This window comes from Labilibaculum sp., assembly GCF_963664555.1.
Taxonomy (GTDB): domain Bacteria; phylum Bacteroidota; class Bacteroidia; order Bacteroidales; family Marinifilaceae; genus Labilibaculum.
Genome location: NZ_OY761461.1, coordinates 572,236 through 595,294, shown reverse-complemented (window position 1 = coordinate 595,294; position 23,059 = coordinate 572,236). Strand labels below are relative to the sequence as shown.

Annotated in this window: 17 protein-coding genes, 1 pseudogene and 1 riboswitch; of the genes and pseudogenes, 4 read left to right on the top strand and 14 right to left on the bottom strand. The window is 37.4% G+C overall.

Annotated features, from left to right (window positions below; all coding sequences use genetic code 11):
- Positions 1-117 precede the first annotated feature (117 nt).
- A complete protein-coding gene (mutS, locus tag ACKU4N_RS02470; RefSeq protein WP_321320021.1) occupies positions 118-2,697 on the bottom strand; it encodes a DNA mismatch repair protein MutS in 2,580 nt (859 codons plus the stop codon).
- 311 nt (positions 2,698-3,008) lie between these two features.
- Between mutS and ACKU4N_RS02465 the strand changes: the two genes are divergently transcribed.
- Both ACKU4N_RS02465 and ACKU4N_RS02460 read left to right on the top strand, forming a co-directional pair.
- The gene (locus tag ACKU4N_RS02465; RefSeq protein ID WP_321322740.1) at positions 3,009-4,379 is read left to right on the top strand and encodes a saccharopine dehydrogenase C-terminal domain-containing protein; all 1,371 of its coding nucleotides are present in this window, start codon (positions 3,009-3,011) and stop codon (positions 4,377-4,379) included.
- Between the two features lie 85 nt (positions 4,380-4,464).
- Positions 4,465-5,223: a hypothetical protein gene (locus tag ACKU4N_RS02460; protein WP_321320019.1), complete on the top strand. Its 759-nt coding sequence runs from the start codon at positions 4,465-4,467 to the stop codon at positions 5,221-5,223.
- 1 nt (position 5,224) lies between these two features.
- Here the strand turns inward: ACKU4N_RS02460 and ACKU4N_RS02455 are convergent, their stop codons facing one another.
- The 9 genes from ACKU4N_RS02455 to glmM form a co-directional block, all read right to left on the bottom strand.
- A complete protein-coding gene (locus ACKU4N_RS02455) occupies positions 5,225-5,944 on the bottom strand; it encodes a tRNA1(Val) (adenine(37)-N6)-methyltransferase (protein WP_321320017.1) in 720 nt (239 codons plus the stop codon).
- A 5-nt stretch (positions 5,945-5,949) separates the two neighbouring features.
- Complete coding sequence (locus ACKU4N_RS02450; protein ID WP_321320015.1) at positions 5,950-6,726, bottom strand: TIGR02757 family protein; 777 nt, start codon at positions 6,724-6,726, stop codon at positions 5,950-5,952.
- Positions 6,719-7,378: an ABC transporter ATP-binding protein gene (locus tag ACKU4N_RS02445; RefSeq protein ID WP_156194953.1), complete on the bottom strand. Its 660-nt coding sequence runs from the start codon at positions 7,376-7,378 to the stop codon at positions 6,719-6,721. Before ACKU4N_RS02445 ends, ACKU4N_RS02450 begins: the two co-directional genes overlap by 8 nt.
- Positions 7,379-7,387: 9 nt before the next feature.
- On the bottom strand, positions 7,388-8,323 hold the full coding sequence (locus ACKU4N_RS02440; RefSeq protein WP_321320012.1) for a calcium/sodium antiporter: 936 nt from the start codon (positions 8,321-8,323) through the stop codon (positions 7,388-7,390).
- 61 nt (positions 8,324-8,384) lie between these two features.
- Positions 8,385-8,612: a twin-arginine translocase TatA/TatE family subunit gene (gene tatA, locus ACKU4N_RS02435; protein ID WP_321320010.1), complete on the bottom strand. Its 228-nt coding sequence runs from the start codon at positions 8,610-8,612 to the stop codon at positions 8,385-8,387.
- A gap of 134 nt (positions 8,613-8,746) precedes the next feature.
- The gene (gene secDF, locus ACKU4N_RS02430) at positions 8,747-11,722 is read right to left on the bottom strand and encodes a protein translocase subunit SecDF (RefSeq protein WP_321320008.1); all 2,976 of its coding nucleotides are present in this window, start codon (positions 11,720-11,722) and stop codon (positions 8,747-8,749) included.
- A gap of 150 nt (positions 11,723-11,872) precedes the next feature.
- Positions 11,873-12,301 (bottom strand): aspartyl protease family protein, encoded by a 429-nt coding sequence (locus ACKU4N_RS02425; protein WP_321320006.1) that lies wholly within the window; start codon positions 12,299-12,301, stop codon positions 11,873-11,875.
- A 240-nt stretch (positions 12,302-12,541) separates the two neighbouring features.
- Entirely contained in the window at positions 12,542-13,480 is a 939-nt protein-coding gene (gene mdh / locus ACKU4N_RS02420) for a malate dehydrogenase (RefSeq protein WP_101309636.1), read from the bottom strand.
- A 440-nt stretch (positions 13,481-13,920) separates the two neighbouring features.
- Entirely contained in the window at positions 13,921-15,309 is a 1,389-nt protein-coding gene (gene glmM / locus ACKU4N_RS02415; RefSeq protein ID WP_321320003.1) for a phosphoglucosamine mutase, read from the bottom strand.
- 217 nt (positions 15,310-15,526) lie between these two features.
- On the opposite strand from glmM, the gene ACKU4N_RS02410 reads away from it, so the two are divergent.
- The gene (locus ACKU4N_RS02410) at positions 15,527-17,104 is read left to right on the top strand and encodes a pseudouridine synthase (RefSeq protein WP_321320001.1); all 1,578 of its coding nucleotides are present in this window, start codon (positions 15,527-15,529) and stop codon (positions 17,102-17,104) included.
- Positions 17,105-17,215: 111 nt separating this feature from the next.
- Positions 17,216-18,739 (top strand): annotated as a pseudogene (locus ACKU4N_RS02405) (IS1182 family transposase); the annotation flags it as partial.
- A 187-nt stretch (positions 18,740-18,926) separates the two neighbouring features.
- On the opposite strand, the gene ribE reads toward ACKU4N_RS02405, so the two are convergent.
- The 4 genes from ribE to ribD form a co-directional block, all read right to left on the bottom strand.
- Positions 18,927-19,388 (bottom strand): 6,7-dimethyl-8-ribityllumazine synthase, encoded by a 462-nt coding sequence (ribE, locus tag ACKU4N_RS02400; protein ID WP_321319998.1) that lies wholly within the window; start codon positions 19,386-19,388, stop codon positions 18,927-18,929.
- 105 nt (positions 19,389-19,493) lie between these two features.
- Positions 19,494-20,732, bottom strand: a complete 1,239-nt coding sequence (locus tag ACKU4N_RS02395; RefSeq protein ID WP_321319997.1) for a bifunctional 3,4-dihydroxy-2-butanone-4-phosphate synthase/GTP cyclohydrolase II — start codon at positions 20,730-20,732, stop codon at positions 19,494-19,496.
- Positions 20,733-20,769: 37 nt separating this feature from the next.
- Positions 20,770-21,429: a riboflavin synthase gene (locus ACKU4N_RS02390; protein ID WP_321319995.1), complete on the bottom strand. Its 660-nt coding sequence runs from the start codon at positions 21,427-21,429 to the stop codon at positions 20,770-20,772.
- A gap of 58 nt (positions 21,430-21,487) precedes the next feature.
- Positions 21,488-22,591: a bifunctional diaminohydroxyphosphoribosylaminopyrimidine deaminase/5-amino-6-(5-phosphoribosylamino)uracil reductase RibD gene (gene ribD, locus ACKU4N_RS02385; protein ID WP_321319993.1), complete on the bottom strand. Its 1,104-nt coding sequence runs from the start codon at positions 22,589-22,591 to the stop codon at positions 21,488-21,490.
- A 114-nt stretch (positions 22,592-22,705) separates the two neighbouring features.
- Positions 22,706-22,824: riboswitch (FMN riboswitch) on the bottom strand.
- Positions 22,825-23,059: the final 235 nt, after the last annotated feature.

Sequence of the window (23,059 nt, the reverse complement as noted above, 5' to 3'; positions counted from 1 at the left end):
TTTTTTTTCAATCATCATAAAAGACATTACAAGCATCCTGAATCTGACTCCTTGAAATTCAGGCACTACACATCAAAAGCCTTTGTATATGGGACACTCACATTTTTTATCTTTTTTTTACAATCCAGATATCTTTTTTATCTCATTCAACTTATTTAGAGCCTCAATTGGTGTCAGATTATTAATATCCAGATCCGAAATTTCGTTTCTAATTTGCAGGAGTACCGGATCGTCGAGTTGAAAAAAGCTCATTTGATAACCTTCCCGCTGTTGAGCGATTTCACCTACAGGTTTGGCGAGCGATTCTCCATTTTGTTTTCCTTCCAGCTGAAGTAATATTTCATCAGCTCGTTTCACAACGGATTTGGGCATTCCGGCCATACGTGCCACATGAATACCAAAGCTGTGATTGGATCCTCCGGAAACTAATTTTCTCAGGAAAATAACCTTATTGTTGACTTCTTTCACCGAAACATTGAAATTCTTCACTCGGGAGAATGATTTCTCCATCTCGTTAAGCTCATGGTAGTGCGTTGCAAATAATGTTTTGGCTCTGCTGTTACTATTCTCGTGAATGTATTCCACAATCGACCAGGCGATAGAAATCCCGTCATAAGTGCTTGTACCCCGTCCCAATTCATCAAACAAAATCAAACTCCTTGATGAAAGGTTGTTAAGAATACTGGCAGCTTCATTCATTTCCACCATAAAAGTAGATTCACCCAATGAAATGTTATCCGAAGCACCCACACGGGTGAAAATCTTATCAACACAACCAATATTTGCTTCCTTAGCCGGCACAAAACTCCCAATTTGCGCCATTAAAACAATTAGTGCAGTTTGTCGGAGCAGAGCCGACTTACCCGCCATATTTGGCCCTGTAATAATAATTACCTGTTGCGATTCATTGTCCAGATAAACATCATTGGCAATGTATTTTTCGTCGATTGGCAGTTGCTTTTCAATAACAGGATGTCTTCCCTGCTTGATATCAATTACCTGAGAATCGTTAATGCCCGGACAATTGTAATGGTTCTCTTTTGCCAGTTTCGCAAAAGACAGCAAACAATCCAATCGCGCTATCATGGCCGCGTTTAACTGAATGGTAGAAATATAATCTGCAATACCCAGAACCAGTTCGTTATACAAACGGGTTTCCAAAGCCAGTATTTTTTCTTCGGCTCCCAATATTTTTTCTTCGTAATCCTTTAATTCCTGTGTAATGTAACGCTCAGCACTAACTAAGGTTTGCTTTCTGATCCATTCCTCAGGGACTTTATCTTTATGAGTGTTTCTTACCTCAATATAGTATCCAAACACATTATTAAACGCAATTTTAAGAGAAGTTATACCTGTTCTCTCAATCTCACGCATCTGCATTTGCAGTAAATAATCTTTACCCGAGAAAGATATCTTCCTCAAATCATCCAGCTCTTCGCAAACTCCATCAGCAATTACACCGCCTTTGCTAACCATGTTTGGCGGATCAGCATGAATTTCTTTTTCGATCTTTTCCCGAACCGAAACACAGGGATTTAATTGATCTCCTATTTTTAATAATCCGTCATTACCACTACTCAAACAATAATTCCGAATAGGTTCAATGGCAGCAAGAGCATTTTTTAGCTGAACAACTTCCCGCGGACTAACTCTGCCCACAGCAACCTTGGAAATAATCCGCTCCAAATCTCCAATCTGCTGAATTTCATCCCCTATGATATGTGATGCCTTTTCATTATTGTAAAAATGATTCACGACACTAAGACGATCATTAATACTCGCCGAATCCTTTAAGGGAAGAGCAATCCACCTTTTTAAAAGGCGTGCTCCCATTGGCGATAAGGTTTTATCCATTACACCCGAAAGCGTACTTGCACCATCGTTTAAGGCTCCAAACAGCTCTAAATTCCGAACTGTAAATTTATCCAGCCACACGTATTTGTCTTCCTCTATCCGCGAAAGCTGAGTTACATGAGCTGCCTGACTGTGTTTTGTGATATCCAGATAATGCAAAACGGCACCCGAAGCAATGATTCCATTGCGCAGCGTCTGAACTCCAAATCCTTTCAACGAACTTGTCTCAAAATGACGAAGCAATCTGTCCTTAGCCGCACTTTCGGTAAAAACCCAGTCATCCATGGTGAAAGTATAAAACTTGCCACCAAATAATTCATGAAAGATTTTCTCTTTACCTCTCTGATACAAAACCTCTTTTGGCTGAAAATTGCCCAATAATTTATCGATATACTCAAAACTGCCTTCGGCGGTTAGAAACTCACCCGTTGAGGCATCTAAAAATGCGATCCCGGCTGAATTTTTCTCCATATGAATACAGGCAAGAAAATTATTCTCCCGATGCTCCAAAACGTTGTCATTATAGGATACTCCAGGCGTTACCAGTTCTACAATACCACGTTTAACCAAAGTTTTGGTTTTCTTTGGATCTTCCAATTGCTCACATATGGCCACACGCATGCCTGCCCGTACCAATTTAGGCAGATAAGTATCTATAGAATGATGTGGAAATCCCGCCAGCTCAACGTAGGATGCCGATCCGTTTGCACGTTTAGTTAAGGTAATGCCTAAAATTTCAGAAGTACGAATTGCATCATCAGAAAATGTTTCGTAAAAATCACCAACCCTAAACAGCAAAATAGCATCAGGATGTTTATCCTTCATCTGATAATACTGCTTCATCAATGGGGTTTCAACGGCTTTTCTAGCTTGTACCAAAGAGTTAAAATATTTAGAGGTTACTCAATTTTTTATTTATCACGAACAAATATACTCATTCCGATTTATAGATCAGAAAATAAAAATAATATCAAATTTCTTAATTTTCGATTCCATCCATTTCTTAATCTCCATAAAAAAAGCATTTACACCTTTAAATCAGCCACTTGCAAATGACGGTCTATTTTAAACCTCAAACTTACAATTCACATTCATAAATTCATTCACAAAAAACAATAGACTTTTTTATCGTTTTTTTAGTCGCTTTATTATAAATTTATAAGACGCAGAACACACAAACCAACGACACTCAAATGAAAAATATTCTAATTATTGGCGCAGGTCTATCATCAACCAGTTTAATACAATATTTATTAAATCACTCTGAAAAAAACAATTGGAAAATTACAGTTGGCGACATGTCGTTAGAATCTGCCCAAAACAAAATCAAGAACCATCCCAATGGTATAGCCCTCCGGTTTAATTTAAAAGATTTAGAACAAAGAGCAGAAGAAATTTCGGCGGCAGATATCGTTGTGAGTATGGTTCCGGCTTCTATGCACATGATTGTTGCGAAGGAGTGCTTGCACCACAGAAAACACCTGCTAACTCCATCATATGTTTCGTCTGAAATGATGGAATTGGATGAAGAAGCCAGGGAAAAAGGGCTGTGTTTCCTGAATGAACTCGGTGTTGACCCTGGATTGGATCATATGTCGGCCATGAAAATTATTGATCAGATTAAAGAACGTGGTGGAAAAATTAAAGCCTTTAAGTCATTTTGCGGTGGTTTGGTTGCTCCCGACTGTGACAACAATCCCTGGAATTATAAATTTTCATGGAATCCCAGAAACGTAGTTGTGGCGGGACAAGGAACAGCACAGTTTAAAGAAAATGGTCATTACAAATACATTCCCTACCACAAATTATTCTCTACTCTTACCAAAACTAAAATATCAGGTTATGGCGATTTTGAGGTTTATCCAAACAGAGATTCGCTTCAATATTGTGAATTATACGGACTGAATGACATACCTACTATTATGCGGGGAACCATGCGAAGGCCTGGTTATTCAGAGGCCTGGGATGTTTTGGTTCAAATGGGCTGTACCGACGACACCTACATAATGAAGGACTCACATAAACTTACTTATCTAGACTATTTATTGAGCTTCCTGCCCGACAGTGAAAAATCCGCAGAGGAAAACTTAGCCAATTTCACAAACATCAATGTGAACTCTGTAGTAATGACAAAACTAAAATGGCTCGGCTTATTCTCTGATGAACTTGTTGGTTTAAAAAATGCAACTCCAGCCATGATCCTTCAAAAAATTCTGGAACAAAAATGGGCTCTTGAACCTTCAGACAAAGATTTACTGGTTATGCAGCACCTATTTGATTTTGAGATCAATGGCACACAAAAAAGAATCACTTCTTCGATGACTTATGAAGGAACCGACCGTGAACACACTGCCATGTCGTATACCGTAGGAACCCCTTTAGCGATAGCAACAAAACTATTGGCCAAAGATAAGATTCATCTGAAAGGAGTTCATATTCCTACTTCGCCTGAATTGTATCAGCCAATTCTTAACGAACTGGAAAATTTAGGCATAAAATTTATCGAAGAAGAAATTATTTTGTAAGCACTTCAGCATAATTAGTTAAGCTTTTCAACTAAGATCATTCTCTTTTTTATATTTTTGATCTGCATTAATTATATAAAAACACATGTCCCGAATATTTCAATTTGCTTTTTTAGTAAGTCTTTTCTCGTTCAATTCTTGTGCAGTAAAAAATCAAATATCAACCTATTGGCAGAATGAGAGAAATTTCAATTCCGAAATATATTCAACGACTGAAGCAAATTATTACAATGCCGAAGACCAAATAAGTATTAAAGTTTTTAACAATGAGCAATATATAGATGCTATTCTTGAAACAAATTCTGCAAATACACTGAGGAAAATATACAATTTAGGACTTAGCGTTTGGTTTGATACTGAAGGTAAATTCAAAAATAAATATGCGATTAACTTTCCAATGCCCGCAGATCTTCCTTTTTCAGAGGAAAAATTTGAAAAATATTTAGCCCAATTTTCACCCACTGAGTTAAATGAGGAATTTTTAGATCGTTTTCAGCTTTACGAGGTTGTTAACGCAAAAAAAAATGAGACCCTTTCGATAAGTACACTTCAGGAAGACGATACTTATCAAGTAAAACTAAGTTCTAAAAATGAAGTTTTATTTAGTTATCACCTTCGAATACCAATGAGTGAGTTTTACTCAAAAGGCTTGTCTGGCAATGAAATAATAGGCATTGGAGTTGCAAGTATTAATGAAGCAAATGAGGAATATTATTCCGCTTTAAGCAGTAAAGAATACATTAATAAACGCATGGAAAAATTAAAAGCCGGCACCAATCAAAACCCTTATGAACTCGCGGAATGGTGGGTGAAATTTAAACTATCAACGGAGTCGGAACAGTAGCTTAAAATTTCAAATAAAAGTCTTTTGTCAGATTTATATATTCAGGAGAATAGACGTGTCTCTGTCCATTTTCCACTATTAATTCAGCGAATTGAGCTTCGCATTTTTGCAAACAAAACTCGAACAAATAACGTTTAGCAGGTTTTTCTGGATTAGGCAGAACTGAAATCTTTCTTTTTAAATAAAAACCGGTTAATCCAGCCAATTTCTGAAAATATTCCCCTTCGTCAACAGGAAGGATAACAGATAAGACTCCTGATTCGGATAATAAGCTTATGGCTCCCTTCAATAAATCCTCAAAAGGCAAATCATCTGCATGACGAGCCTGTGTTCGTGATTCACCTTTTGCTTTTAAACCATTTATAAAATAAGGTGGATTGCTTACGATCAAATCATACTTGACTGTTGCAGCTTGGCAAAATTTCTGAAATGAAAGATGAAATGCATTCAATTTTGAAGTCCAAGGGCAATTTGCAAAGTTATTCACAGCTTGTTGATAAGAGACCGATTCAATCTCAACGGCATCAATTTTAGCTCCCGAATCGCTTCTTTGAGCCATCATAATTGCAATCAATCCTGTTCCGGTTCCAATATCCAAAATTCGATTGGCTTTGGAAATATCCGCCCAAGCACCTAAAAGGACTCCATCGGTTCCAACCTTCATTGCAGAGCCATCCTGATCGACCCGAAACTGCTTGAACTCAAAATAATTATTTGCCATTCTTCTTAAAATTTCTCAAAAGCACCCAAACCAAATAAGGCATAGTCATATTTCACAGGATCTTTGGGATCGAATTTCCTAAGGTTTTCGGTTATTTCTTCAACAGCCTGCCAATCGTTTTGTTTCCTGGTTAGCAAACCCAGTTTACGTCCAACATTTCCGGTATGTACATCCAAAGGCAAATACAAATCTGCCGATGAAAGTTGATTCCACAAGCCAAAATCTACTCCCCGGTCATCTTTACGCACCATCCACCGCAAATACATATTCAATCGCTTGGCTGAGGATTTTTTCAAAACATTCGAGATGTGTTTCTGACTTCTGTCCAAATGCTCAGCTTCAAAAAATACGTCTCTAAAATAGGCCAATGCACCTTTTACAGTACCTGAATCATTTGCTCCCTTCCCAAAAACATCTTCCAATCCACCGTAGTTTTTATAGATATTTTGCAATGATTTCAGAAAAAAGATGCAATCATCACCATTAAACGTACGATGTTTAAAATCCTTAAAAACTTCAAAATCAAGATTGGATGCATTCAGAATAAATTCATGAGGTTGGTGATCCATTCTTTCGACCAGCCATTTTGCATTGCGAATAATTGTAAGTCTTTGTCCCCAGGCAATACTTGCACTTAAGAAACCGGCTATTTCAACATCTTCTTTTTTCGAAAAAGATCGTGGTATTTGTATCGGATCGGTGGTAATGAAAGATTCCCGATTGAATAAATCGTATTTCTCATCCAAAAATTCCTTTAAATCTGTAAATGAAAAATTAGTCATTCCCATCGATCAATCCATCTGAAATACTAATTTTTCGATCGGACATATCCGCCAATTCCGTATCGTGGGTTACAATCACAAATGTTTGATTGAAACGGTCACGCAAGGTGAAAAATAATTCGTGAAGCTCCTGACGCGTTTTAGAATCTAAATTACCGGAAGGTTCATCAGCCAAAATTACAATTGGATCATTAATCAGAGCCCTTGCTACTGCAACCCGTTGCTTCTCCCCACCCGAAAGTTCGGAAGGTTTATGATCCATTCTATGACCCAAATTCAGCATTTCGAGCAATTCCTTTGCCTTCGTAATGGCTTCAGATCTCGATTTCTTGGCAATATAGGCAGGAATACAAACATTCTCTAAAGCTGTAAACTCAGGAAGCAAATGATGAAACTGGAATACAAAGCCAATGTTCGAATTTCGAAATGCAGATAATTCTTTCTCATTGTATGAAGTAATATCAACACCATCATAAAACACTTTTCCTGAATCGGGTCTGTCTAATGTCCCGAGTATTTGCAAAAGTGTAGTTTTGCCCGCACCACTGGCACCAACAACAGAAACAATTTCTCCTTTTGTAATATTTAGATCGATTCCTTTAAGAACATTAACCGTTCCAAAACTTTTTTTGATTTGATCAGCAGTTATCATACAGATGAATTACTTCGTGAAAACCAAATATACATAAATCAGATAAACTGCAAGCAGTAAAAATCCTTTCCAACGATGAAGTTTCCCTTTGTGCAAAGGTAAAATCAGCAAAAACAAAAGAAAAGATACACCTAACATGATGAGTACATCAAAAGATATGATTGGCTGACTAACAAAAACATTTTTAATAATAGATGTAACTCCCAACACACCAAAAATATTGAATATATTAGAGCCAATAATATTTCCAATAGAAATATCCATTTCCTTTTTATATGCCGCAACAGCAGAAGTCGCCAATTCGGGAACCGATGTACCAAAAGCTACCAAGGTTAACCCCACTACCCGTTCACTTACTCCAAAATCGAGTGCAATATTTTTTGCACTGCCAACCAAAATATTAGCTCCAAAATACAAGCCAACCGACGAAGCAATAATTAGAAATATTGCAGCAAATATTGAATGTTTTGCTGTTTTAAACTCGGAAGACAAACCCCTGCTGTCCTTTCTTGATTTCCAAATAGTCCAGACCATGAAAACGATCAAAAGAATTACGAAAATAATTCCTTCGTAATACTCCAATTGCTGATTCAAAATGAAAATATAAAACAGAATTGATGCGCCCATCATAAAGGGCCAATCGAATTTTATAGAATTACTTCGAACAGGCAAAGGCATTAATACCGCGGTAAAACCAAGTACAAGAGCGATATTTGCAATGTTTGAGCCAATCACATTACCAATAGCTATATCCGGACTTCCATGAAGAGCGGCATCCAAACTCACAAACAGTTCGGGTGCAGATGTTCCAAACGAAACTACCGTTACTCCTACAACAAGAGTCGACACCTTAAAATGAGAAGATAATGCCACACCACCTTTCACCAACAAATCTCCGCTATATAAAAGGATAACGAAACCTATAAAGAGATATAAATAGTCCATTGAAATAAAAAAAAATTCCACGCTGTATATTGGTGGAATGATTAAACCTAAAATAATAGGATTATAACTTCTTAGTCAGGTCATCCTTAAATTCCTTGATATGATCAAGAACTTCTGTTTCCTTTCTAATTTCGGTTTTAATATCTTCCGTCGCCCGCTTGAATTCTTTCATTCCTTTCCCCAAACCTTGAGCCAATTCAGGAATTTTCTTCGAACCGAACAATAACAGAACAACAACCAGCACAACAACGATTTCACCGCCACTAATAAATAAAAGAATACGATCCATTTTTTAAATATTTTAAACAAAGATACCGAAGAAATTTTAAATCATGAATATAGATTGCAGTTCGATTTAAAGCTAAGCAAAAAAAATCCCCCGAATCTTATGATTCGGGGGATAATTTTAAAATTATTTTCTAACTATTTCTTTCTGGCAATCACTTTAGATACACGTAAACTTGTATCGTAAGAAATTGGTGTTGCAATGAAAAGTGAAGAATAGGTACCTACCAAAACACCAACTAACAATGCGAATGTAAATCCTTGAATTGAAGTTCCTCCAAAAAGGAAGATGGCTAACAAAACAACCATAGTAGATAATGAAGTACTAAAAGTACGACGTAATGTACTATTCAAAGCACTATCCACAACCTCAACACGATCGCGTTTTGGATGTAATCCAATGTATTCACGAATACGGTCAAATACAACCACGGTATCATTAATGGAGTAACCAACTACAGTAAGTATTGCTGCAATAAATGCCTGATCCACTTCAAGTGAGAATGGCAACCATCCATAGCACAATGAGAAGATACCCAACACAATGATTGAATCGTGAGCCAAAGCTACAATTGCACCTAAACCATACTGCCAGTTCGAGAAACGAACCATGATGTAAAGGAAAATCACGATCAAAGCAAATAAAATTGACCAAACTGCAGACTGACGAATATCATCAGCAATAGTAGGCCCAACTTTTTGTGACATTTTTCTATTGTTTTCAAGGAAATCAGCCTTAGTAGCACCATTTAAATATGGTTTTAAACCTGTATAAAGCAATTCTTCTACTTCATCATCAACTTCATTTCCTGCTTCCTCAATTTTATATTTTGTAGATATTTTCACTTGAGAATCACCACCAAAAGTTTTTACTTCAGGAGCATGTCCGTAAACAGTTTCCAACGACTTAGAAATATCTTCAACTGAAACATCCTGATCGAAAGCAACAACATATGTTCTTCCTCCGGTAAAATCGATACCTTGATTCAAACCTCTTGTAGCAAGAGAACCAATACTAACAAGGATCGCAATACCTGAAATCACATAGAATACCTTTCTTTTCTCAAGAAATTTAATGTGTGCATTTCGCAACCAATTATCAGTAAACTTAGTTGTAAAAGTAATGTTACGGTTACGTTTTAGAGAACCTTCAATAATTAATCGGGTAATAAAAATTGCAGCAAATAAAGATGAGAAAATACCGATAACCAAAGTGGTTGCAAAACCTTTAATTGGACCTTCACCAAAAAGATAAAGAATAATACCAGTTAAAAGGGTTGTGATGTTACCATCAATAATCGCAGAATATGCATTCTTGTATCCATCAGAGATAGCAAGACTCAATCCTTTTCCACCTTTCAGCTCTTCCTGAATACGCTCATAAATCAGTACGTTCGCATCAACTGACATACCGATTGTTAATACAATACCGGCAATACCAGGTAAAGTCAACACTGCACCCAATGAAGCCAGTACTCCAAAAATAAAGAACAAGTTGGCAATCAAAGCAATGTTTGCAGTAAGACCTGCACCTTTACTATAGAAGAAAAACATATAAAGCAATACCAAAACAAAAGCAATGATAAATGACCACATCCCTTTTTGAATAGATTCCTGTCCCAAAGATGGTCCAACAACTTCATCAGCAATAATATGAGCAGGAGCAGGCAACTTACCTGACTTTAATATGTTCGCAAGATCTTTCGCCTCAGCAATAGTAAAATTACCACTAATACTGGACTGACCACCTTTAATTTCACTAATTACATTTGGAGCAGAATAAACATATCCGTCCAAAACAATTGCGATTGCACGGTCAATGTTATCTTTGGTTAAACGAGCCCAAACTTTTGCTCCTTCACCACTCATACTCATCGAAACTTCAGCTTGTGCTTTGTTTTGATCAATTTGCTCACGAGCAGAAGTAACTGCATCGCCATCTAACGGAGCTTTTCCATCACGGCTGGTTACTTTAATAGCGAACAATTCGAATACATTACCGCCTTCATCAATAGATTTAACACCCCAGAAAAATTTCAGATTACGCGGCATTACTGATTGGACAGCTGGCATTGCCAAAATTTGATTTACTCTTGCAGTATCTTTAATGTGAGACATACCAACAACTGCTTTCGAAGATCCTCTTTGTGTAGGATTCAAAACAGAAAACAATGGGTATTTCTTTGCAATTTCTTTTGCATTAAGGTCGGCAGTCGAATCTTTAGCTGTTTCTTCGATTTTGTCCAAAAGAGCAACATCTTCATCTTTTGCCTCTTCCTTCACCTCTTCTGCAACTACTTCTTTAGCTGCTTCAGCAGGCTCGGCTACTGTATTGATAGCCGCTAATTTTTCGTTTGCTGCATTTAAATACGGAGCAACTTCATTAGCACTATAAGTTTCCCAGAATTCAAGACTTGCAGTTCCTTGTAGTAACTTACGTACACGAGCGGCATCTTTAATACCTGGAAGTTCAATAATGATACGTCCCGAAACATCAGCTTTTTGTATATTTGGTTGAGCAACACCAAAACGGTCAATACGGGAACGAAGGATGTTAAAGGTATTGTCAATCGCGGCATCAGCCTCTTGTTTAATCACTTTTAACACCTCAGCATTAGAAGCTCCAAAAGGAATTTTATCTTTCAACTCTAAAGTTCCGAAGATATCAGGAGAAGACAACTGAGCATTTGGATTGATTGATTCGAATGCTTCACCAAAAAGAACAACAAATTCTTTTTGACTATCTTTTTGCATCGCTTTGGCTTTTGCTATGGCTGCTACAAAAGTTTCATCCTTGCTATTATTGGCCATAGCCTGAATAATATCAATTACAGAAACCTCCATGGTAACATTCATACCTCCCTTAAGGTCAAGACCAAGGTTCATCTCCAATTCCTTACACTCTTTGTAAGTATAATCTTTAATCCAAAGAAAATTGTAAACTCCTTCACCCCTAATAGAGTCAAGATAAGCTTGTTCCTTCTTAATATCGCCGGCTCCGAACTCTTGAGCTTCCTTTTCAACTGATTTGGTAACGTAAGTAAATGTCAATTGATACAAACTCACTAACGCAAAGAGTATAGCGAGTAGACGAATCGCTCCTTTATTTCGCATGTGTTTAGGTTTATTTAATTCTTATTTATGTGGTATATTATATTCTTAACCGCAAATTAACGCACAAATATATTAATTTTTTTCAAATTCCTTTGTTCAATAATCTCAGGTCTTTAACCGACTTTACGTCTTTAGTGAAAGACATGAGATTTAAATAATTTTCAATTCCAGAATTTGCCTCCCATAATCGATAACTGCCCCGTGTTTTAAAAGAAAGTCGCTGCCAAGCAATCCGCAAATTTCCCGCTGACAGTGCTCCATGTACATCTCGTTTATTCCTCCCAAATCAATAAGTGCACAATGAAAATCATTTACAAGAAGATCTCCTAATTGGAATGAATCTATCTTAACCATTTCGGTATTTAAACTTCCTTCACCCAGACCCCGAGACTTAATTTCCGAGGTTTGATACTCTGAGAGAGTGTAAGCAGGAACGAAATTCCGATCTAAAACCGTTTTTGAAGCACCGGTATCAATTACCAAATCTCCTTCATGAGTATTGTTTACTTTACATCTGATCAAAAGATGAAAACTCTCGGTTTCAAGTTCGATTATCTCTATTGGGATCTCAATTTTCATGGGCTTTCAGAACAAAGGATAGCAAATATACCAAAAGAACAGAAATTTGTATCATAAATCACATAAAACCCTTAAAACATTAACAAAATAATAATACATGCAAAAATTTTATAATTCCTGATTTACGGATAATATTATTTAGAATTTAAGGTAAAATTTATTTTTGTTTGATTTTATACACAAAAAAAGGTTGTCTCACATGGAGACAACCTCAATATTTTGAAAAATAAAATCTTCTGATTAAGATAGAATGTTCATTTCGTCTAACACTTTCATTACAGATTTAACGGCCTCTGCTGATCCTTTCAACAATTCCATTTCCTCGGTGTTTAATTTCACTTCAATTACTTTCTCGATACCGTTTTTACCTAAAACAACTGGTACTCCCAAGAAAATATCTTTCATTCCGTATTCTCCGTTCAACAGAGCACATACCGGGAAAATTCTTTTTTGGTCGCGAACAATAGCCTCAACCATTTGAGCCGCCGCAGCACCTGGAGCATACCAAGCTGAAGTTCCCATCAAGTTTACAAGCTCGCCACCACCAAATTTAGTTCTTTCGATAATAGCATTCAATTTATCTTCTTCGATCAAATCTGTTACAGGAATACCTGCCACAGTAGTATAACGAGGAAGTGGAACCATAGTATCTCCGTGTCCACCCATCAACAATGCCTGAATATCCTTAGGAGAAACATTTAATTCTTCAGCAAGAAAAGCACGGTAACGGGCTGTATCCAATACACCAGCCATACCAAATACTTTGTTAGATGCTTTTTTAGCTGTTAAAAAAGCAGCATAAGTCATAACATCTAAAGGATTTGACACAATAATGATGATAGCGTCAGGAGAATGTGCAATTACATTTTCAGTAACCGATTTTACAATACCTGCATTGGTAGCGATTAAGTCATCACGACTCATCCCAGGTTTACGAGGAAGTCCTGATGTAATAACAACAACCTCTGATCCAGCAGTTGCTGCATAATCATTAGTTACTCCTTTAACTCTTGTATCGTAATAATTAATCGGAGCTGTTTGCCACATATCCAATGCTTTTCCTTCTGACAATCCATCTTTAATGTCAACAATAATTACTTCGTTTGCTAATTCCTTTTGGGCAATGCAATTTGCACAAGTTGCGCCAACATTTCCTGCACCTACAACGGTAATTTTCATAAGGCTTTAATCTTTGATTATATCTATTTATATTCGTATCAATGGAGAATTTTTTCTTTATTGGCTAGCAAATATATACACAATGCCAGAAAATAATTCAGAAAAAGACCTGCTTTTCAACAGTCTCACTTAAATATATGAAAATTAGATAACAATTATCTAACTTCTGACATATTTAACTATTTCAAAACTGGGTATAAACACCCATACAGGCTCTTCTGTTCAATAACGACAAACAGATCTTATTATCAGAAGCCACATTTAGCAAGGAGAATAGAAGTTCCGAGATAAAATTAAATTGGAATAAATCTGATTAAATCATTCCAAAAAAGCTTTAATTTTATAAGATCGAAGAAATGCAAACGATTACGGAAAATTTTCTTTTATCAAAAAAAAAAGCGCAGGAAAATTAATATCCTGCGCTTCTCCCCAAAAAAATCCTATTTGATGATTTCTTCAATCTCTGAAATAATTTTTTCTGCCAATTGATTTGCAGAATCCTCATTTTCACTCTCCGAATAAATTCGGATAATTGGTTCAGTATTTGATTTTCGAAGATGAACCCATTCCGATGAAAAATCAATTTTAACACCATCAATGTCGTTCACTTTCTCATTCTTGTATTTTTCTTTCATGGCAACTAAAACCTCATCAACATCAATTTCGGGAGTTAACTGAATTTTATTTTTTGAGATAAAATAATTCGGATAACTTGCTCTTAACTCCGAAGCCTTTTTCTTTGTTTTTGCCATGTGCGTCAAAATCAAAGCAACCCCAACCAAAGCATCTCTGCCATAATGACTTTCAGGGTAAATAATACCTCCATTACCCTCACCACCAATTATGGCATTATTTTCTTTCATTTTGGTAACAACATTCACCTCGCCAACAGCCGAAGCTTCGTATGTTCCTCCATGTTTCTCTGTAACATCGCGCAAAGCACGGGTTGATGAAAGATTAGATACAGTATTTCCCGGTGTATTTGCCAACACATAATCAGCGCATGCCACCAAGGTATATTCTTCACCAAACATACTTCCATCTTCATTCACAATTGCCAAACGATCCACGTCCGGATCAACTACAAACCCTAAATCAGCCTTGCCTTCCTTCATTACTGAAGCAATTTCAGTTAAATGCTCTGGAAGTGGCTCTGGATTGTGAGGAAACTGTCCGTTGGGTTTGCAATACAATTCTACAACATTTTCAACACCTAAAGCTTTTAACAATTGAGGAATTACAACACCACCAACCGAATTTACTGCATCAACAGCAACCGTAAAATTGGCTTTTTTAATTGCCTCAGCATCAACCAATTTAAGTGCTAAAACATGATCAATATGCTTTTGGGTATAATCATTTATATGAGAAAGCTGACCTAAATCATCAACATCTGCAAATAAAAAATCTTCATTGTCTGCAATAGAAAGAACTATTTTACCATCGATATCGTTTAAAAACTCACCTTTTTCATCCAACAATTTTAACGCATTCCATTGTTTAGGATTGTGACTGGCAGTTAAAATAATACCTCCCTGAGCCTTTTCTTCGGTAACTGCAATTTCGGTAGTTGGTGTAGTTGCCATGCCAATTTCCACAACATCAATTCCCAGCCCCAAGAGAGTTCCAACCACAAGCATGTCGACCATTTCGCCTGAAATCCGGGCATCTCGCCCAACAACTACTTTTACTTTCTGTCCGTTGTTTCTTCGTGATACCCAAGTACCATATGCTGCAGAAAATTTCACAACATCAAGAGGACTTAATCCATCTCCAACTTTACCGCCAATCGTTCCTCTGATTCCGGAAATTGATTTAATTAATGCCATACTATTTATTGAATTTTAATGTTTATCGATTCATAAAAAAGATTCTGAACAAACATTCTGTTCAAAATCTGTATGACAAATTTATAATTTCGATCAAGAGTAAAAAAGCAAAATCGAAATTGATTTTCTTTATTTCACTTTTTTAACTGATGGAATTAATATATTCTTTGATTATTAGTACCTTTGCGGGTTCAGAACAATGATCATTTACTCAAAAATGGAAGAAAAAAAATACGGGAAAGATAGAAAAGAAAAATCTTCTTTTAGATCAAAAACAGAAAACGATAGAAAACCTGGTGGTGCAAATCCTCGATTCAAAAAGGATTCAGAATCACGCAACAATCAGGGGGAATCAGAATATCCCCGACAACGAAGAGATAATTCAGAAAAACCTTTTCAAAGAGATAACGCAAGACCACAATCATCAAGAAGATCTGATGGTGACCGTTCGGAAAGAAGTTCCGACAGAAGAAGATCCGGATCGGAAGAACCAAACCGTAAATTTGGCTGGGATTCAGATTCACGAAATAGAAATACTGGCAGCAGATCAGAAAATTCTGACAGACGCAGCAGTGATTCCAACAGAACTTCACGAGGTTCTGATTCAAGATCAGGCTCGTCAAGAAAATCTGACGACAACAGATCTGAAAAAGACTCTTACAGAGGAAAACCCCGATTTGGAGACTCAACCCGTAAATTTGGCCGGGATTCAGGATCACGAGATCACAACTATGGCGACAGATCAGAAAATTCTGACAGAAGCTCCCAAAGTTCTGATTACAGATCAAGATCACCAAGAAAATTTGACGATAACAGATCTGAAAGAGACTCAGACAGAAGAAGACACAGATCTGAAGACTCAAACTTCAGAACCCGAAGAGATTCTGACCGCTCAAACAGAGGAGGAGAAAGATCAGAATTTACAGAAAACAAAAAAAGATTTGCAGACGATTTTGATGAAGATCAAGATTCTACTGCAAAACCTTATGATCGTTTTAAAAACAAACCCGATAAAGAAACTCTTCAAAAAAAGCATTACAGCAAGAAAAAACAATTGGCTTTTGCTAAACTATCAGGTCCGGAAGATGGTATCCTAAGACTTAACAAATACATTTCGAACACCGGAGCATGCTCAAGAAGAGCTGCCGACCAACGAATTGAAGAAGGCAGAATAACCGTTAACGGCGAAATTGTTAAAGAGGTTGGCTCCAAGGTAAATATTAATGATGTAGTTTGCATGGATGGCAAACAATTGGAGGCCGAAGCAAAAGTCTATTTGGTTTTAAACAAACCCAAAGATTTTGTAACTACCCTCGATGATCCACTGGGACGAAAAACAGTTATGGATTTAATTAGTCATGCATGTCCTGAAAGAGTTTATCCTGTAGGAAGACTGGATCGTATGACTACCGGAGTTTTAATTTTCACCAACGATGGCGATTTAACAAAACGTCTTACTCATCCAAGTTACAACAAGAAAAAGATTTACCATGTATTTCTTGACAGAGCAATTTCTCAAGAAGAATTAGATCAGGTATTAACCGGACTGGAATTAGAAGACGGAGAAATTAAAGCTGATGCCATTAGTTTTGCCAGTGACACCGATAAAACTCAAGTTGGAATAGAAATTCATTCGGGCCGAAACAGAATTGTACGACGCATTTTTGAACATCTGGGTTACGAGATCGAAAAATTGGATCGCGTACTTTTTGCAGGAATTACGAAGAAAAACATCCCAAGAGGGAAATGGAGATTCCTAAGCGAAAAAGAGGTAAACATGCTTAAAATATATTAACCAAGGTAAGCAGTTACCGAATATACCACATAAAAAAGGGGCTGTCCAAAAAGTAAATTGGACAGCCTTTATTTTTCTGTCCCTTTAAGATTTATTATCTTAAAGGTTTCTATGACAGCTAGATCAAATATACGATTCAAAAGTATTACTTCCCAACAGTCAGTACTGTTTCCGAGTAATTTAAGTGAAAAGATAGCGGCTAATCACCCTGTACGTATTGTTAACCAAATAGTTGATCAGTTACATATCGATGATATTTTATCGACCTATAAGGGGGGAGGCACCAGTTCGTACCATCCTCGGGTAATGATCAAGATATTGTTTTACAGTTATCTGGATAACACCTACTCTTGCCGGAAGATAGCACGCCGGTTAGAAGAAAATATCTATTACATGTGGCTCTCCGGCGAGGCAACCCCTAACTTTAGAACAATCAATAACTTTCGCAGCCAAAAGCTAAAACATAAAATCCAAAACCTGTTTGCCCAAATGGTTCAGTTGATGGCTGATATGGGCTATGTCAGCCTAAAGGTTCAATATGTGGATGGGACTAAAATAGAGGCAGCATCGAACCGTTATACCTTTGTCTGGCGCAGGTCCGTTGAAAAGTATAAAGAGAAACTGGAAACTAAAATAGAAAGTATTTTAAAAGACATAGAAGCCAGTATTACCGAAGACTCGGCCGACCAAACAGAAGAAAACTTTCCGCAAAAGATTGATACAGAAATACTGCAGGAAAAGATTAAACAATTAAACGGGCATCTTTCAGAACTGAACAAACAGCAGCAGAAACAATTAAAGCAACTGGAATCGGATGCCCTGCCACGATTGGAGAAGTACCAACAACATCTGGAAATCCTTGGGGATAGGAACAGTTACTCAAAAACCGATACCGATGCCACTTTTATGCGGATGAAGGAAGATCATATGAAAAACGGTCAGTTAAAACCTGCTTACAATGCACAGATCAGTACCGAAAACCAGTTTATCACAAACTTTTCACTGCATCAGCGCCCTGGCGATACCGCCACACTAATCCCTCATCTGGATCAGTTTGAATTGCTTTACAACAAACAATCTGAAACCGTAGTTGCCGACTCAGGATATGGCAGTGAGCAGAACTACCAAAAACTGGAAGACCAGAACATTGAAGCGTTTATTAAATACAACTACTTTCATAAAGAACAAAAAAGGAACTACAAGAAGAATGCCTTCCTGCCACCGAACTTGTTCTATAACAAAGAGAAAGACTTTTATGTTTGCCCTATGGGCCAAAAGATGGCCTGTGTTGGCTGTGGAAACAGGAAAACAGAACTTGGTTTTGAATATCGGGTGAGCATTTATCAGGCTCAAAACTGCAGGACCTGCCCATTACTTGGCATGTGTCATAAAGCAAAAGGAAACAGAAAAATCGAAGTTAACCACAACCTGAACAGGTTACGACAAATTGCAAGGGGGAAACTATTAAGCGATGAAGGCATTTTTCATAGGGGGAAACGCCCTGTTGAACCCGAAGCCGTATTTGGGCAAATGAAATCAAACAATAAATTTAACCGTTTTACTCTAAGGAAGTTAGGTGGGGCAGAGATCGAATTCGGATTAATGGCAATAGGTCACAACCTTAGGAAAATTGCAGCTGTAATTATGTCCAATTTGGGGAAAAATAATGGCTTTTGTGCAATTATTGTCGTTTTTGAGCTGAATAGATGCACTCGAAAACAACTGAATGACCAATTCAATAAAATGATTATCTCCATGAAAAGGGTGGCTTAAAAAATGAGGCCGCCCTTTTGGGACAGCCTCTTTTTGACATATTGTATTCTTAAAATTGCTTCAACAAATTAGCCATCTCAATAGCTGATACCGCCGCTTCAAATCCTTTGTTTCCAGCCTTTGTTCCAGCACGTTCAATTGCCTGCTCAATAGAATCGGTAGTTAAAACACCAAAAATAACTGGTACTTCCAAATCTAAAGAAACACTCGCAACTCCTTTGGTAACTTCGCCCGACACATACTCAAAATGAGGAGTAGAGCCTTTAATTACAGCACCCAAACAAATAACCGCATCGTATTTACCACTTTTTGCCATCTTCTTAGCAATCAATGGAATTTCAAATGCTCCGGGAACCCAGGCAACATCAACATCATCAGTAGAAGCTCCATGACGGTTGATAGCATCCAAAGCACCTGCCAACAATTTACCTCCAATAAATTCGTTAAAACGACCGGCAACAATACCGAATTTTAAATCTTTAGCAATAAGCTTACCTTCAATTACATTCATTTTATTTGATTTTAAGATGTGAGAAATGAGATTTCAGTTTTGAGATTACTCTTCTAATCCAAAAAAGTAATATTTGTTACCCCATTCACTCATTGACACATTTACTTATTTTATACTTTTATCATCATTTTGCAAATTCCACTTTACATCCTGATGCAATAGATGACCCATTTTATTCATTTTGGTCTGCATATAGAATTCATTTTTTTCATTACAAGTCATTTCAATCTCTTCGCGAGCAACAATTTTCAATCCATAACCTTTTAAACCAGCAACTTTCAGTGGGTTATTAGTCATTAAAATCAAATCTTTAACTCCCAATTCGGCTAAAATAGCAGCACCAATACCATAATCACGCAAATCGGCTTTAAATCCCAATGCCAGGTTTGCCTCAACAGTATCCATCCCCATATCCTGAAGTTGATAAGCCTTCAATTTATTGATTAAACCAATACCTCTGCCTTCCTGACGCATATATAACAACACACCTCTGCCAGCCTCTTCGATTCTCCGCAAAGCTTCCTGCAGCTGATCGCCGCAGTCGCAACGCATAGAACCAAACGCATCACCGGTTAAACATTCAGAATGCACCCGAACCAACACTGGTTCAGAAGTATCAATATCTCCTTTTACCAAAGCAACATGATGCTCACCGGTAATTTTATTGACAAAACCATGAGCTCTAAATTCGCCATGTTTTGTTGGCATTGCTGTTTCAGTTACTTTTTCGATTACACTCTCTGTTTGTCTGCGATACTCAATCAAATCAGCAATCGTAATCATTTTTAAATCATGCTTTTTGATGTATTCTCTGAGCTGAGGAACACGGGCCATGGTTCCATCCTCATTCATAATTTCACAAATTACGCCTGCCGGATACAATCCAGCCATTCTTGCCAGATCAACAGCCGCTTCGGTGTGTCCTGCACGAACCAGAACTCCATTTTTACGCGCTACCAAAGGAAAAATATGTCCCGGACGGGTAAAATCTTCCGGTTTGGCATTCTTATCAAACACTTTTTGTATTGTATGCGCACGTTCGTGGGCAGAAATACCGGTTGAACAATCTGCAGCATCAATACTTACGGTAAAGGCCGTTTGCTTTGCATCAGTATTATGGTACACCATCATATCGATATTTAACTCATCCAAACGCTCCTTAACAATTGGCATACAAATCAATCCTCCAGCCTGTCGGGCCATAAAATTGATTGCCTCAGGAGTAACCATTTCCGCTGCCATCAACAAATCACCCTCATTTTCACGATCTTCATCGTCAACCACCACAATCATCTTCCCTAATTTGATGTCTTCGATCGCTTCTTCAATTGTATGAAATTTCATAGTTTATGTATTGTTGTTTTGTTTTTAATTTTACTCTTTATGCGAACCCATTCTCTTTCAGGAAATTCATCGAAATATCCGATTTCTCCACCTGAGCACTTTCCTCATCTCTATGAAGCATGAATTTTTCAATATACTTTGCAGTCATATCGCATTCCAGATTTACTTTTTCTCCCTTTTTCTTAGAAGTTAAAGTTGTATCTTCCTGTGTAAGCGGAATAATTGAAACTTTAAAAATTTTCTCATCCACATAGGCCACTGTCAAGCTGATACCATCAATAGCAACAGAACCTTTCTCCACAACATATTTTAAAATATTTTTAGGTGCGGCAATGCTAACCCAAATGGCATTATCGTCTTGCTCTTTGCCTACAACTTCACCCAATCCATCAACATGCCCACTTACCATATGACCACCCATCCGGTCGCCAACGCGAAGAGCCCGCTCCAAATTCACACGACTTCCTGCTCCCAACAATCCGAAATTTGTTCGGCTCATTGTCTCCGGCATAACATCTGCCGAAAACCCAGTAGAATTAAAGCTAACCACCGTCAAACAAATTCCATTGGTTGCAATACTATCACCCAGCTTCACATCATCCATAATTTTACGGGCCGAAACAGTCAATCGAATTGACTTGCCTCCACCTTGAATGGACTTAATCTTTCCTATTTCTTCAATTAAACCTGTAAACATTTTTTCAATTATCAGTTATTGGTAAACAGTTATCAGATTACAAAGCATCCACTATCTGCTACACTTTTTTTATTTTCCCTGTCAGCATCAGATCATTTCCAAGCTGATCGATCTTGATATGCTCCAATTCGATGGCATCTTTCATGAATTTGATTCCTTCGCCCCCAACCGGTGATTTAGAATTGGCACCACCAATAATTTTAGGCGCAATAAACGACATTACCTCATCAACAATACCTGCTTCCAAAGCCGAAAAATTAAGCGTTGCTCCTCCTTCCAGTAAAATTCCATCAATGCCTTCACTTCCAAGCTTCACCATTAAATCAGCAAGATCAACTCTTCCATTTCTGGATTTTGCAATAATAACGGAATTTCCTAAGTCCTCAATTTGTGCAATCTTTACGGTGTCAGCTTTATCTGTTACAACAACAATTGTTTTGGCCTGAACACCCGTATTCAATATTTTTGATTCCAAAGGAATCCGGGCACTACTGTCCACCACTATCCTTACCGGATTTCGTCCTTCTCCTTTTCCCAATCTGGTCGTCAGCATCGGATCATCGGCAATCACCGTATCAACACCAATCATGATTCCTGCCAGTTCATTTCTTAACTGATGAACCCGTGCCCGTGATTTTTCGTTGGAAACCCAACGGGAATCACCCGTTTCACTGGCAATTTTCCCATCCAGAGTCATGGCTGTTTTCATCATCACATAGGGAATTTTATTTTGAATAAATTTCAGAAAAACACGGTTTAGCTGATTTAGTTCTTCACACAAATAGCCGTATTCAACCTCAATTCCATTATCCTCGAGCAATTTTACGCCTTTGCCCGCCACCAATGGATTCGGATCCAGCATGCCAATAACAACTTTCGCAATCTTATTTTTCGCAATTGCCTCGGCGCACGGAGGAGTTTTACCATAATGTGAACATGGCTCCAAAGTCACATACATGGTTGCACCCTCTACAGATTCTGCAGCAGACAGAAATGCATTAACCTCAGCATGCGGGCCGCCAAAATATTCGTGATATCCTTCCCCTATGATTTTATCATCACGAACAATAACAGCACCAACCAAAGGATTAGGATTTACTCTTCCTATTCCCTTTTTAGCCAACTCAAAGGCTCTCTGCATGTATTGATATTCTTTGCTCATCTGCATAAAAACAAAAAGCCCTGAACAGTTCATTAAACTATTCAGGGCATCTATTATAGGTATAGCCAAATGGAAAATAATCCCATTGACATGAATCAATCAAATTGATCAATTGTTTTTCTTCTCCCATCCAGACTGTACTGTCGGTACTGGAATCACACCAGTTCAATCTCATTAAAGATTCGCGGACTATCACCGCCGGTCGGGAATTTCACCCTGCCCTGAAGAAACAATAAAATATGTTGGAACAAAGTTTTCATCCCTTATTCTGCTACAAATATATAGTTTTAGAAAATAAAAACAAATCGTACAGCAGTCTTTATAACACACTGCAAATTCAAAACATCAAAACTTAAGCTACACTTATGCTTCGAATTAGGTCTTTTAAACCATTAACAATGGCATTCTAAAAAAAAAACACCCACAAGTTCCTTATTCCATCTTAATGAATGGCAGACATTTTCGTAA

Bases quoted from the DNA above. Each gene is read 5' to 3' on its own strand.
- mutS (WP_321320021.1), bottom strand. From the start codon at position 2,697: ATGAAGCAGTATTATCAGATGAAGGATAAACATCCTGATGCTATTTTG.
- ACKU4N_RS02460 (WP_321320019.1), top strand. From the start codon at position 4,465: ATGTCCCGAATATTTCAATTTGCTTTTTTAGTAAGTCTTTTCTCGTTC.
- ACKU4N_RS02455 (WP_321320017.1), bottom strand. From the start codon at position 5,944: ATGGCAAATAATTATTTTGAGTTCAAGCAGTTTCGGGTCGATCAGGAT.
- ACKU4N_RS02450 (WP_321320015.1), bottom strand. From the start codon at position 6,726: ATGACTAATTTTTCATTTACAGATTTAAAGGAATTTTTGGATGAGAAA.
- ACKU4N_RS02445 (WP_156194953.1), bottom strand. From the start codon at position 7,378: ATGATAACTGCTGATCAAATCAAAAAAAGTTTTGGAACGGTTAATGTT.
- ACKU4N_RS02440 (WP_321320012.1), bottom strand. From the start codon at position 8,323: ATGGACTATTTATATCTCTTTATAGGTTTCGTTATCCTTTTATATAGC.
- tatA (WP_321320010.1), bottom strand. From the start codon at position 8,612: ATGGATCGTATTCTTTTATTTATTAGTGGCGGTGAAATCGTTGTTGTG.
- secDF (WP_321320008.1), bottom strand. From the start codon at position 11,722: ATGCGAAATAAAGGAGCGATTCGTCTACTCGCTATACTCTTTGCGTTA.
- ACKU4N_RS02425 (WP_321320006.1), bottom strand. From the start codon at position 12,301: ATGAAAATTGAGATCCCAATAGAGATAATCGAACTTGAAACCGAGAGT.
- mdh (WP_101309636.1), bottom strand. From the start codon at position 13,480: ATGAAAATTACCGTTGTAGGTGCAGGAAATGTTGGCGCAACTTGTGCA.
- glmM (WP_321320003.1), bottom strand. From the start codon at position 15,309: ATGGCATTAATTAAATCAATTTCCGGAATCAGAGGAACGATTGGCGGT.
- ACKU4N_RS02410 (WP_321320001.1), top strand. From the start codon at position 15,527: ATGGAAGAAAAAAAATACGGGAAAGATAGAAAAGAAAAATCTTCTTTT.
- ribE (WP_321319998.1), bottom strand. From the start codon at position 19,388: ATGAATGTAATTGAAGGTAAGCTTATTGCTAAAGATTTAAAATTCGGT.
- ACKU4N_RS02395 (WP_321319997.1), bottom strand. From the start codon at position 20,732: ATGAAATTTCATACAATTGAAGAAGCGATCGAAGACATCAAATTAGGG.
- ACKU4N_RS02390 (WP_321319995.1), bottom strand. From the start codon at position 21,429: ATGTTTACAGGTTTAATTGAAGAAATAGGAAAGATTAAGTCCATTCAA.
- ribD (WP_321319993.1), bottom strand. From the start codon at position 22,591: ATGAGCAAAGAATATCAATACATGCAGAGAGCCTTTGAGTTGGCTAAA.